General features: G+C 51.2%; 15 protein-coding genes. 14 read left to right on the top strand and 1 reads right to left on the bottom strand.

Annotated elements, in window-relative coordinates; all coding sequences use genetic code 11:
* The first annotated feature begins 15 nt into the window (after positions 1-15).
* The 4 genes from OXG87_08075 (at position 16) to OXG87_08060 (ending at position 3,362) form a co-directional block, all read left to right on the top strand.
* A complete protein-coding gene (locus OXG87_08075) occupies positions 16-777 on the top strand; it encodes an SDR family oxidoreductase (protein MCY3869502.1) in 762 nt (253 codons plus the stop codon).
* Positions 778-807: 30 nt separating this feature from the next.
* Complete coding sequence (locus tag OXG87_08070; protein MCY3869501.1) at positions 808-1,791, top strand: aldo/keto reductase; 984 nt, start codon at positions 808-810, stop codon at positions 1,789-1,791.
* A 150-nt stretch (positions 1,792-1,941) separates the two neighbouring features.
* Positions 1,942-2,259: an HU family DNA-binding protein gene (locus OXG87_08065; GenBank protein ID MCY3869500.1), complete on the top strand. Its 318-nt coding sequence runs from the start codon at positions 1,942-1,944 to the stop codon at positions 2,257-2,259.
* Between the two features lie 164 nt (positions 2,260-2,423).
* Complete coding sequence (locus tag OXG87_08060) at positions 2,424-3,362, top strand: formylglycine-generating enzyme family protein (GenBank protein ID MCY3869499.1); 939 nt, start codon at positions 2,424-2,426, stop codon at positions 3,360-3,362.
* 57 nt (positions 3,363-3,419) lie between these two features.
* Here the strand turns inward: OXG87_08060 and OXG87_08055 are convergent, their stop codons facing one another.
* Positions 3,420-3,839 (bottom strand): co-chaperone GroES family protein, encoded by a 420-nt coding sequence (locus OXG87_08055; GenBank protein ID MCY3869498.1) that lies wholly within the window; start codon positions 3,837-3,839, stop codon positions 3,420-3,422.
* A gap of 372 nt (positions 3,840-4,211) precedes the next feature.
* Between OXG87_08055 and OXG87_08050 the strand changes: the two genes are divergently transcribed.
* From OXG87_08050 to hisF, 10 genes are read left to right on the top strand one after another with little or no spacing between them, the layout of a single operon-like run.
* Positions 4,212-5,246 (top strand): hypothetical protein, encoded by a 1,035-nt coding sequence (locus OXG87_08050; protein ID MCY3869497.1) that lies wholly within the window; start codon positions 4,212-4,214, stop codon positions 5,244-5,246.
* 14 nt (positions 5,247-5,260) lie between these two features.
* Complete coding sequence (gene metG / locus OXG87_08045) at positions 5,261-7,147, top strand: methionine--tRNA ligase (GenBank protein MCY3869496.1); 1,887 nt, start codon at positions 5,261-5,263, stop codon at positions 7,145-7,147.
* On the top strand, positions 7,128-7,664 hold the full coding sequence (locus OXG87_08040; protein MCY3869495.1) for a GNAT family N-acetyltransferase: 537 nt from the start codon (positions 7,128-7,130) through the stop codon (positions 7,662-7,664). The genes metG and OXG87_08040 overlap by 20 nt, the downstream gene beginning before the upstream one ends.
* A 1-nt stretch (position 7,665) precedes the next feature.
* Positions 7,666-7,902, top strand: coding sequence for a hypothetical protein (locus tag OXG87_08035; GenBank protein ID MCY3869494.1), 237 nt, complete (start codon positions 7,666-7,668; stop codon positions 7,900-7,902).
* Between the two features lie 35 nt (positions 7,903-7,937).
* Positions 7,938-8,708, top strand: coding sequence for a TatD family hydrolase (locus OXG87_08030; GenBank protein MCY3869493.1), 771 nt, complete (start codon positions 7,938-7,940; stop codon positions 8,706-8,708).
* Positions 8,705-9,481 (top strand): 16S rRNA (adenine(1518)-N(6)/adenine(1519)-N(6))-dimethyltransferase RsmA, encoded by a 777-nt coding sequence (gene rsmA / locus OXG87_08025; protein MCY3869492.1) that lies wholly within the window; start codon positions 8,705-8,707, stop codon positions 9,479-9,481. Before OXG87_08030 ends, rsmA begins: the two co-directional genes overlap by 4 nt.
* Positions 9,482-9,502: 21 nt before the next feature.
* A complete protein-coding gene (locus OXG87_08020; GenBank protein MCY3869491.1) occupies positions 9,503-10,432 on the top strand; it encodes a branched-chain amino acid transaminase in 930 nt (309 codons plus the stop codon).
* A gap of 25 nt (positions 10,433-10,457) precedes the next feature.
* Positions 10,458-11,264: a pyrroline-5-carboxylate reductase gene (proC, locus tag OXG87_08015; protein ID MCY3869490.1), complete on the top strand. Its 807-nt coding sequence runs from the start codon at positions 10,458-10,460 to the stop codon at positions 11,262-11,264.
* A 1-nt stretch (position 11,265) separates the two neighbouring features.
* On the top strand, positions 11,266-11,868 hold the full coding sequence (hisH, locus tag OXG87_08010; protein ID MCY3869489.1) for an imidazole glycerol phosphate synthase subunit HisH: 603 nt from the start codon (positions 11,266-11,268) through the stop codon (positions 11,866-11,868).
* A 1-nt stretch (position 11,869) separates the two neighbouring features.
* On the top strand, positions 11,870-12,667 hold the full coding sequence (hisF, locus tag OXG87_08005; protein MCY3869488.1) for an imidazole glycerol phosphate synthase subunit HisF: 798 nt from the start codon (positions 11,870-11,872) through the stop codon (positions 12,665-12,667).
* The last annotated feature ends 5 nt before the right edge of the window (positions 12,668-12,672 follow it).

Here is a 12,672-nt window from a genome sequence, read left to right as displayed (position 1 = left end):
GGGGTTATTATGGGAATTTTGGATAAGTTTGATTTGAGCGGCAAGACTGCACTGGTGACGGGGTGTCGGCGCGGTATTGGGCGCGCTTTTGCCCAGGGGTTGGCCGAGGCAGGTGCCGATATTGTGGGGGTGAGTGCATCGCTGGCTTCGGGTAGTGAGGTGGAGGGGGATATTACCGGATTGGGTCGTAGTTTCCGCCCTTATGCGTGTGATTTTTCCGATCGAGATACTTTGCGAGCGTTTATAGCACAGGTGAAAGCAGATGTCGCTCAGGTCGATATATTGGTGAATAATGCGGGTACGATTTTGCGGGAACCAGCGGCGGATCATCCCGATGAATACTGGGATCGAGTGATTGAGGTAAATTTGAATGCCCAATTTGTTCTCGCACGCGAGTTTGGCAAGGAGATGGTGGCACGCGGAGGTGGCAAAATTGTTTTTACAGCGTCGTTGCTGAGTTTTCAAGGGGGTATTACTGTGCCGGGTTACGCCGCGGCCAAAGGGGGTATCGCGACTTTGACGATGGCGCTGTCAAATGAGTGGGCGAGCAAGGGAGTGAATGTCAATGCTATTGCGCCGGGTTATATTGCAACGGATAATACAGAAGCCCTGCGCAGTGATTCTGTCCGTTCCGAGCAAATTTTGACGCGCATTCCGCAGGGGCGATGGGGACAGCCGGATGATTTGAAAGGCGCATGTGTGTTTTTGTGTTCGGATGCGGCCAATTATGTCAATGGTGCGATTTTGACGGTAGATGGCGGATGGATGGGGCGGTGATTAAACAATATTTTTATCTGGAGGTCTGATATGGAATACAGGCCGTTTGGAAAGACGGGATTGGATGTTTCGGCGATTGGGTTTGGGTGCTGGGAACTCGGTGGGAATTATGGTTATTTTGAGGAAGGCGAAGTGATTGAGGGCATTCACAAGGCACTGGATTTGGGAATTAATTGCTTTGATACGGCCGAAGGCTATGGAAAGGGAAAATCAGAGGCTTTGCTCGCGCGCGGGCTTGGGAATCGACGCAAGGATGTGATTGTGGTGACAAAGGTCGGTATTGGATATACGGATTCGGGACGGGAAAAGGGGCGCGACAGTCGCAGGAAGCGGATTATGGCGTCGGTAGAGAATAGTTTGCGGTTTTTGAATACGGATTATGTCGATGTCTATTTGATTCACTGGCCCGATCGGCACACGCCTTTTGAAGAGCCTATGCAGGTGCTGGAAGATTTGATTCAGCAGGGTAAGGTGCGCTTTGGAGGGGTATCGAATTTCAAGGCAGAAGAGATCGATGCGTGCATGAAGACGCGGCGGGTGGATGTGGGGCAATACGGCTATCACATGTTTGATCGGCGTATGGAGAGGGATGTTTTTCCCTATTGCGAAGCGCACGGTATTGGGATGATGGGATATGGATCTCTGGCGCATGGGTTGCTCGCCGGGGCATTTGATGAGAATACGACATTCGACGCAGAAGATTGGCGGTCTAAGGGTGGGTTGTTTAATATGCCTTTGTTTACCGAAGAGAATTTCCCGCGCAATTTGAAGGTGGTGGAAGCGTTAAAACAGATGGCAGCAGACCTCGGCACAGAGGTGTATCACCTTGCGCTGGCGTGGGTGTTGTCCAATCCCGTAATCAGCACCGCACTGGTTGGCGTGCGTAAACCCGAGGAGGTGGTGTCGAATATGGGGGCATTGGAGGTGGCGTTATCCGAAGACGATAAGCGTGCTATTGATGCGATATTTGAGAGTTACGGGGTGGATACACGCCCGGATATTTGGGTGGAGTAGGCTAAAAGACACAAAAAATGAGGAATGGGTAATCTATACTTGACAAATCAAAGCATGCTGGACTATAATTAAGACATAGCCTTCGACCTATCTGCCTTCGTGGAGGCATTAGGTTTGAGATTATAACCATTTTCACAAAGGGAGAGAATTATGTCGCAAGCTGTAACAAAACGATGGAGCAAAGCCCAAATTGTAAGCGCGATCGCAGAAAGTACCGGTCTGAGCAAAAAAGATGTGGGTAGCGTTCTCGATGGGTTGGGCAGTGCCATTGAGAGCCATATCACAGCAGGTTCTGTCGGTGAATTTGTGTTGCCTGGTCTGCTCAAAATCAAAAGGGTCGAAAAACCGGCCCGCGCAGAACGAGAGGGCGTCAATCCCTTCACGGGCGAAAAAATAACAATTGCAGCCAAACCCGCTTCGCAGGGTGTAAGAATTTCAGCCCTCAAAAAACTGAAAGACATGGTTTAGCAATTGTCGCATTTAGGGAACCGTCGCAGAGCCCAGCCTTTTAAGGTTGGGCTTTTTTATGTTTACACTTTGGGTATGTTTTGCGGGACTGGACAAAATACCGCGAAATGATTACTTTCAAAGTTGCGACCAAAAAGCGATAATCCAATCGCCAAGGAGGCAATATGCGGCGGTATATTACGGGAGTATTTTTGATCGTATTTGGGGTGTTATCAGGCCTGGTCGATACAACTGAGGCCGTTGAGGTCGTTCTCAAATCGGGTCGCGTTGTGCGAGGCGAACTGATTCGGGAGACCGCGACTTCTATTACGCTTCAGCTTTCTTCCAGCCGGATCGAAATTTCCAAATTGAGTATCAAGACGATTGATGGACGTTCTCCTTTTGAACGGTACAGGTCTCGCACGGCAGTGTCTTCCGATAGTACGGGTAAAATGGAGGTGCAAATTCCCGCAGGCGATTTTCTCATGGGAGATACCCGAGATAAAAACGCGCCTGTACACAAGGTTTATCTCGATGCGTATTGGGTCGATACACGCGAAGTAACCAATGCTCAGTACCGCGAATTTGTGACGAGCACAGGGCATGCAACTCCCAGATATTGGGGCGAGACCAAATACAACGATCCCAACCAACCCGTTGTGGGTGTTTCGTGGCATGACGCCAATGCCTATTGTTCATGGAAGGGGAAACGACTGCCCACTGAAGCAGAGTGGGAACGCGCAGCACGGGGGGCAAAAAGCCGTCTTTATCCCTGGGGCGACCGTTTTGACGTCACGAGGACAAATACCCGGGAGACTCGGAACCGGCGTCCGCTGCCTGTGGGAACCTTCCCCGAAGGTGCTACCAGTGAAGGGTTACTCGATATGTCGGGCAATGTATGGGAGTGGTGCTGGGATTGGTTTGACGAAGGATATTATCGTGTCTCCCCGCTCCACAATCCCACGGGGCCAGAGGCGGGAAAAAAGCGCGTTATAAGGGGTGGGGGCTGGAGTGCCCCACATATCCACATGGCTCGACGGCGGGGTGAAAAGCCCGATAAAACCTATCCTTCTCTGGGTTTTCGATGTGCCAGATCGGATACTGAGGCACAGGCGAAACAGTGAGTTAAAATAAAAAAGCCGCTAAATCAGCGGCTTTTTTTATGAACTTTCACAAAACCATTACAGGTCGAGGTCGTCCAAACCCTCCAATTCATCCAATACCTCGTCTTCGCCTACTATGGTATCCGATTCTCGAATCACAACGAGAATGGAAGCCTGGGGCACAATGAGATATTTCTCCCCTTCAAAAGAGATCTCCATCGCGGCTTTTTGCAAAAATAAGGCAAAATCGCCTTCCTCAACTTGCAGGGGCAAATACCGCGGTTCTTTTGGAGAATTGCGCCAGGGTTCATCGTCTTCGGGCGTTTCTGGCAGGGGCAGACCTGGGCCTGTGGCCATAATGCGACCGCTCTGTACTTCTTCTTTTTCGACTACGGTTTGGGGCAAATAAAGCCCCACTTTGGTTCGTTCTTCCAAATCTTCCCGCTTGACCAAAACGCGGTCGCCGATAACGACGAGTTCTTTATTTCCTATTTGCATTGCATTTTCTCTCTCAATGAGTCCCAAACACATCCAAATAATTGTTTGTGAAACTTAAAAAATTGTATCGCAAGTGTCAACTGTTTAGGGGTAAAACTATTTTAATAATAAAATCTTGACAAATGGATGGATAAGGCATATTATCTTTCACCGCGTTGTGAATATTTTTGATTATGGAGCCGTTCCATGTTGTTTTTTGTGCCAACAATGCAAATGCCGATGCCCGTCTCTGTACGGGCTGCACGTGTTGTACATTCCCATTGTGAGCGGGAGCATGGATAGCGGATCATTTTAGTCGTTTGCATTAATAAAAAGCCGTTGGAATGTTCCGTTCCAGCGGCTTTTCATATTAAGAGGCGATACTTGGAACGGGTGATCGGACAGGAGCGAGCGGTTGGGTTTTTGGCCGAGTTGATTGAAAGAGATCGAGTCCCACACGCGCTTTTGTTTTTGGGTACTTCTGGCACGGGTGCAGTGGCTGCGGCATTGGATTTTGTGCAGGCATTGCATTGTCCGGGAGATGCTGCTGTGGCCTGTGGGCATTGTGCCGCATGCCACAAGGTGACAAGTCTCAATCATCCGGATAGTGCGTTGCTCTTTCCTTTTTCTCGGAGTGTGAAAGAGGAAGATAGACAAGGCGCATTGCACGAGGTGTGGGAATCGCCTTATCACTATTCATTGCCCGACGACAATGCAGCGATTGCCATTGATCGCGTTCGGGAGATGCAGCGGCAGTTTACGCATAGTGCTTTTGCAGGGGGATGGCGCACGACTCTTATTTTACACGCGGATCAAATGCGTGCAGAGGCGGCCAACGCTATGTTGAAAACTCTGGAGGAACCACCTGTTCGGTCGCTGATGATTTTGATTGCTTCCCATGGCGATGCGTTGTTGCCCACCATTGTGTCCCGGTGTCAGTTTGTGAAATTTCCCGCGCTTTCGGCTCAGGATATCAGTGCCGGGTTGGTGGCAAGGGGCGTTGATGAGACAACGGCAGATTTTATTGCACGCACATGTGGCGGCGACTTGCGCAGGGCATTGGATATGACCGATGGCCATGTCGCAGATAGGCAAGATCGATCTTTCAAGTTTTTGGAAGCGTTGTTGGGGGAGCAGGAGGAGCGCACGTTTGAAGCACTGGTAAAACTCGACCGACAAGAGGCGTTGGATATTTTGGCAGGTGCAGAAATCTGGCTCAGGGACGCGCTGTTGCTGCAATGTGGTCGGGGCGATTGTATAGCCAATGCCGCGCAGGAGGACAATGTCGGGCGATTGGCGGAGGTTTTTGATCTGGACCAACTCGCCGCAATTGTAAAAAAGATTGAGTCTTTGCGGGAGATGAATCAACGCAATGTGAATATGAATCTGGGCTTGATTTCGCTCTGGCGACAGATCAGGTCCCTTTGAGTGGGTGTAGAAAAATGGGCACATTTTATATTACAACACCGATTTATTACGTCAATGATGAGCCCCATATCGGGCATGCGTACACGACGATTATGGCCGATGTGCTGTCGCGTTTTCATCGCCTGGCTGGCGATGATGTGTTGTTTTTGACGGGTACGGATGAGCACGGGCAGAAAGTGGATGAGGCGGCGAAGGAACGCAATTTGTCGCCGCAGGCTCACGCCGATGAGATGGTGGTGCGATTTCAGGCGTTGTGGGAGGCCTTAAATATTTCTAACGACGATTTTATTCGCACAACCGAAGCGCGGCACAAGCGCGTTGTCTCCGAGATTTTGCAACGCATTTACGATGCGGGTGAGATTTATTCCGACAATTACGAAGGCTGGTATTGTATCCCGGACGAACGGTTCTGGACGGAAAAAGATCTGGTTGATGGGAATTGTCCGGATTGCGGGCGGCCTACAGAGAAGATTTCGGAGAAGAATTACTTTTTCAGGATGAGCAAATACCAGGACTGGCTCATTGAGTATATCGAGACACATCCCAATTTTATTCGACCGGAAAAGCGGCGCAACGAGATCCTCGGGTTTTTGCGCCAGCCGCTGGGCGATTTGTGTATTTCTCGTCCCAGAGCGCGTTTGGAATGGGGGATTCCGCTTCCTTTTGATGAAGATTATGTCTGTTATGTGTGGTTCGATGCGCTGATCAATTATATCACGGCACCGGGTTATATCGCCGATGATGCGCGTTTTGAGCACTGGTGGCAGGCGTCTTGTCATTTGATTGGCAAGGATATTTTGACCACGCACTGCGTCTATTGGCCCACGATGCTCAAGGCAATAGGTGTGCCATTGCCCAGAACGATTATGGGGCATGGTTTTTGGCTCGTGGATGAGACAAAGATGGGGAAGTCGCTGGGCAATGCGATTCGGCCTCTGGATCTGGCTGATAAATACGGGGTGGATGCGTTTCGGTATTTTCTGGTGCGCGATATGACGCTGGGGCAAGATAGCAATTTTAGCGAAGAGGCTTTTGTTCAGCGCTATAATACCGAGTTGGCCAATGAGTTGGGCAATTTGCTGAATCGCTCGGTGGTGATGGCTGCGCGATATTTGGATGGGGTTGTGCCTGCTGTTGATGGTCGTCATGCCGCACTCGACGCTTTGAAGGCGCAGACTGATGAGACGCTCGATGCGGTGGGCAAAGCTATTGATGCGATGAATCCCAATGCGGTGCTGGATGCGGTTTGGCGGTTGGTGCGGGAGGCCAATCGGTTTGTCGAGGTGCAGGCGCCGTGGCATTTGGTGAAGGATGTGAGCAAGAGGGCCGAGCTTGAGGTGACGATTTACGCGTTGCTGGAGACTCTGCGGCAATTGGCCGTTTTGCTGTTTCCGGTGATTCCGTCAAAGGCGTGTGAGATTTGGCGACAACTCGGTGCAAAGGGTTCGCCGGAAGATGTTCATTTGGATGATTTAAAAACATGGGGCGGTCTGGATGCCAATTTGAAGGTTGCACCTGGCGATCCGGTGTTCCCGCGTATTGAGGAGGTCAATGTGGCAGAGGAAAGACCAGAAGAAGAGTTGATTTCTTTTTCAGATTTTCAGAAGCTCAAATTGCGCGTGGCAAAAATTGAGGCAGCCGAGCGCGTGAAGGGGGCGGATCGCCTTTTGCAGTTGCAAATTAGTTTGGGCGATGAGCAGCGCCAGATCGTCGCCGGGATTGCCGAGTTTTACGAACCAGAGGCACTCGTTGGGCAGCAGATTGTGGTGGTTGCCAATCTGGAACCCGCGACTATTCGCGGTGTCGAATCCCAGGGTATGCTGCTGGCGGCTTCCGATGATCAGGGCCTCACACTCGTAACGCCGGATGGTGAGATTAGTGATGGGGCAGAGGTTAATTGAGAAGCAAATAGAGGTTAAAATTCGTCCATTGCGGCTCAGCGATGCAGCAGCAGTGCAGCGCTATGCCTCTGATGAACGCGTTGCGCGTACTACTACCATACCCCAACCATATCCGGAGAATGGCGGGGAAACATTCGTCAGAAGAAGCATTAGAGCACACAGAAATCGAGAGGGTTTCTCTTTCGCTATTGTTGCAGATGGCGATATGATTGGCGTGGTGGGACTCGGAGCAGTTGATTACGAAAAATGCAGCGTCCGGTGTGATTACGCAATCGCATCGTCGCACTGGGGCAGGGGAATCACGACCAGAGCGGTTGCTCTTGCGCTACACTACGCGTTTTGTGAACTCGGCATGGAGATGGTTCATTCGGCTTGTCTGAAGTGCAACCCGACTTCCGCTCGTGTTCTGGAGAAGAATGGGTTTCAGGAGACGGAAGGGTTTCTATACAATAGTTCCAAGTTCGAGAACGAACCCGCACGGCGGTTTCAACTGACCCGACAGGCGTGGAGAAAATAGAATGTCTGATCAAGAATCGGTACGTGAAACATTGGTTGAGATGAGCGTTACGTATAGCATTGAAGTCAATGGGCGGTTTGTTATCATTGAAGATGTTCCTGCTCGGGTCAATGTTGAGACGGGGGAAAGGTTCTTTTCTCCAGAGACTGTCGAATGTTTGCAACAGGCGGTTTGGGAACGATGTCAACCCATTCGCACTATTGAAACACCTGTGTATGATTACGCTGCATTAACCTGAATATAGCCGACGGTTTTGTTTTTCAGGATTTCAACATGCTTGTCGATTCACACGCTCATTTGATGTTTCCACAATTCAGGAAGGATTTGGACGATTTGCTCGCCCGGGCGAGGACTGCGGGGGTGGGGCAGATTGTGAATGTGGGTACAAATTTGGAGACGAGTCGTGCAGCTATTGCCCTTGCTGAGGCGCAGGACGATGTGTTTGCTTCGGCGGGGTTTCATCCGTCGGATTCTGCAAAGGCGGATGAAGCGGCTTTAAAAAAGTTGCCCGCGCTTTTGGAGCATCACAGGGTTGTTGCGGTTGGCGAGACGGGGTTGGATTTTTATCGCGATTACGCGCCGCGCGAGGTTCAGGAACGGGCGTTTCGGGCACATATTCGTCTGGCGAGAGAGATGGGCCTGCCGCTGATTATTCACAGTCGGGGTGCTGAAACGCGGGTGTTAGATGTGTTGGAGGAAGAGGGTGGATCGGAGGTGGGCGGTGTGATGCATTGTTTTGGCGGGGATGTCGAAGGAGCCAAGCGCGCGGTGGATCTCAATTTTTATCTGGGGTTTGGCGGTATTGTTACTTTCAAAAATTCGGGTGCGTTGGAGGTTGCATTAGATGTGCCCGCTGAGCGGTTGCTTTTGGAGACGGATTGTCCGTTTCTGGCACCGGCGCCAAAACGCGGCAAGCGCAATGAGCCAGCTTATGTGCGCTATGTCGCCGAGTATCTGGCTGATGCAGGATGCGGGGATACTGAAGATGTTTGTCGGCAGACGACGCAAAATGCTCAGGCTTTGTTTGGATTGGGATCAACGTGAAAACGAAGACGCGGCTGGGCCAGCATTTTCTCACGGATGGTGCATCTATCGCGCGAATCGTAGAGGCTGCGCAGGTTGAGAAAGAGGATCTGGTCGTAGAAATTGGTCCTGGACGAGGTGCTTTGACGGGCCTTTTGGTTGGGCGGGCAGGGCAGGTGGTCGCTATTGAGATTGATGGGGCGTTGTGTGATCTGCTTTCGGATCGATTTGGTTCGCGGTTAAAAATTGTATCAGACGATGTGCGGCAGGTCAATTTGCCCGCGCTTGTTGAAACGTCAAAAAGTGAAAAGGCGATTTTGGTGGGCAATCTGCCCTATCATATTACGGGCGCGCTTATCAGGCAAATTACAGATGCTCGAAGGGTTTGGAAACGCGCTGTGATTACAGTGCAGCGCGAGGTGGGACAACGCATGATCGCGCCGCCGGGCAGCAAAATATATGGCGTGTTGTCGGTTGTTACACAGGTGCGGTGTGTCGCAAAACGGTTGTTTGATCTGCCTCCCGCGCATTTTTATCCGCGACCCAAAGTGCATTCTTCTGTGTTGATGCTGGATTTTGAAGCAAATTCTGCTTATGATATTGCAGATGAAAGGCGTTTGTTTGGCGTGGTGCGCGCCGCATTTCAGCAGCGGAGAAAGATGGTGCGCAATGCGTTGGCTGGTGTGGTAGATGATGAGATTTTGATGGAAGCGAATATCGATGGTCGCGCGCGTCCCGAAACCATATCGATAGATGGATTTGAACGGATTTGTCGCGCATTGGCTGTGAGATAGTTTTATAGAAAGGGATTTCTTATGCCCATTCCAAAGTCGTATAAGATCTGGTTTAATGGGAATTTTGTGGATTGGGACGATGCCAAAATTCACGTGTTGTCCCATGTGGTGCATTACGGTTCGAGTGTTTTTGAGGGGATGCGATGTTATCATACCGAAAGAGGACCGGCCTGTTTCAGGCTTCGAGATCATGTGCAAAGGATTTACGATTCGGCCAAAATTTATCGCATGGAAATTCCCTATACACAAAATGAACTGGAAGCGGCTATTTTGGAGACGATTCGCATTAATAACTTGCAATCGTGTTATGTCAGGCCCGTGGTTTTTCGGGGATATGGAGGCGTTGGCGAGTTGGCCGTCAATCCGATGCCATGCCCGATTGACGTGGTGATCGCGGTGTGGGAATGGGGCGAGTACCTGGGGCCAGAAGCGCTGGAAAAAGGCGTGTCGGTTCGATTTGCGTCGTGGAATCGCCTGGCGCCCAATACCATGCCTTCGCTGGCCAAGGTGGCGGCAAATTATATGAATGCACAGCTGATTAAAATGGAGGCGATGGCCGATGGCTATGCCGAGGGTATTGCCCTGGATACACAGGGTTATGTGAGCGAAGGCAGCGGTGAGAATATTTTTATGGCGAAGAATGGGCAGATTTACACGCCTTCTACTGAGTCGTCTATTTTGCCCGGTATTACGCGACATTCGGTTATTACGCTGGCCCGAGAATTGGGCTATTCCGTGACCACGCGACCAATTCCACGCGAGTCCCTGTACATAGCCGATGAGGTGTTCTTTACGGGTAGCGCGGCAGAGATAACGCCTATTACGACTATTGACCACATCAAAATTGGCTGTGGTTCTCGGGGAGAAATCACCAAGAAACTACAGGATGCCTTTTTTGCTGTTGTGGAAGGTCGTGCGGAAGATAAGCGCGGCTGGTTGACGTATGTTTGATGAGGTAAAAAAAAAGCTGATTGCTATGATAAATAAAAGAATTACTGTTATTGGTGCAGGCAATATGGGGGGCGCGCTGATGGCCGGTTGGATTCGGTCGGGAGAGATCGCGCCTGAAAATATCACGGCGGTGGATCTGGTTGCTGAGGTGTTGGATCAGAGAAAGCGCGAGTTGGGTGTTCACATTGCTGCGGATGCGCGCGAAGTGGTGGGCCATCAGGATATTGTGGTTCTGGGTGTGAAGCCCCAGTTCTGGAAGCAGACCGTTGAGGGCTTTCGGGATTTGTTGCACTGTGATCAGGTGATTATTTCCTTTATGGCGGGTGTGCGTATTGCGGCATTGGAAGCAGAATTGGGTTCGCTGCCCGTTATTCGCGCGATGCCCAATGTTCTGGCGCAGGTCGGTGCGGCGGGTTCGGGAATATGTGCTGGCGCACATGTGGGTGAGGATCATCTGAGTCTGGCGCTGTCTCTGTTCAATGCGGTTGGTGCAGCGGTCGTTGTTTCAGAATCACAGATGGATGCGGTGACTGGACTCGCGGGTAGTGGACCTGCCTATGTGTACGCGGTAATTGACGCGCTGGCAGATGGCGGGGTGCGGTCTGGTTTGTCAAAAGATATGGCGTTGACACTGGCGACACAGACTGTGCTGGGAGCTGCGCGCAGGGTTGCCGAGAGCGGCGATCATCCGGCAATTTTGAAAGATCAGGTGACGTCGGCGGGCGGAACGACGATTGCGGGTTTGCACGCGCTGGAACAGGGCGGTTTGCGCGCTGCTTTGATGGATGCTGTTTTGGCTGCTACAGAGCGGTCGAGCGCATTGGGAGAATGAGATGATTGCGGTTGTCGATTACGGGATGGGGAATTTGCGAAGTGTTCAAAAGGCGTTTGAACACGTTGGGGCAAAGGCTGTTATTGTCGATAGCCCCGGGGATATCGATGCCGCCGAGCGCGTTGTGCTTCCCGGCGTTGGAGCATTTGGCGATGCGATGAACAATCTGAAAACAGCGGGATTGATTGCGCCCATTGTAAGAGCTATTTCAGAAGGCCGACCTTTTTTGGGTATTTGTTTGGGGTTGCAATTGATGTTTGCCGAGAGTGAAGAAATGGGGCAGCACAGGGGGTTGGACATTTTGTCGGGGAAAGTGAAGCGTTTTCCCGAAGGGCAGCGCGTTCCGCAAATTGGGTGGAATGAGGTGCGAATTCAGCGCGAGACAGCACTTTTAGATGGCGTGCCCGACAGGTCTTATTTTTATTTTGTCCATTCTTTTTTTGTGGCGTCTGAGCGCGATGAAGATGTGGTCGGGGTGACGGATTACGGGATTGATTATGCGTCGATTGCCGGAAATGGTCGGGCTTTTGGCGTGCAGTTTCACCCCGAGAAAAGTCAGGATGCGGGCTTGAAAATTTTGAAGAATTTTGCGGAGAGGGTGTAGGATGCTGGCCAGGCGAATTATTCCGTGTTTGGATGTGAAAAACGGTCGCAATGTGCGCGGGGTTAAGTTTTCAGCCGATAAAGACGCTGGCGACCCCATTGAACTCGCGAAACGCTATGATGCAGAAGGTGCCGATGAACTGGTGTTTTACGATATTACGGCGTCGGCGGAGAAGCGCGATATTGTCGGCAAACTCGTGCGGCGCGTGTCCGAAGAAGTGTTTATTCCCTTTACGGTTGGCGGAGGCGTTCGCACGTATCAGGACATTCGCACAATTATCGAAGGGGGCGCAGAAAAAGCGTCGATCAATTCGGCAGCTATACACACGCCTGAAATTATTACGCAGGGGGCTGAAAGTTTTGGATCGCAGGCAATTGTGGGGTCAATTGACGCAATTCGGCAGCCGAATCCCGATCAAACCGAGGATGTGCGATGGGAAGTGGTTATCAATGGCGGGCGCACATATACGGGACGAGATGCCCTCGAATGGGCTGAGGAACTGGTGGACCGCGGCGCGGGAGAACTGGTTTTGAATAGCATTGATGCAGACGGTACAAAAGATGGATACGATATTGAATTGAACCGCATGGTTGCCGAGCGCGTGGATGTGCCGATTGTAGCGTCTGGAGGGGCAGGGGGACCAGAGGATATGTACGCGGTGTTGTCCGAAGGGAAGGCGAGCGCGGCACTGGCGGCGTCGATTTTTCACTACAATCAATACAGTATTGCGGAAGTCAAAACCTATCTCGCAGAACGCGGGGTGCCAGTGCGTCCCAAAATCGAAATTGATTTGACATGAGTGGG

The organism is Gemmatimonadota bacterium (assembly GCA_026706845.1).
Lineage (GTDB): Bacteria > Latescibacterota > UBA2968 > UBA2968 > UBA2968 > VXRD01.
This window is presented reverse-complemented; position numbering and strand designations above follow the sequence as displayed.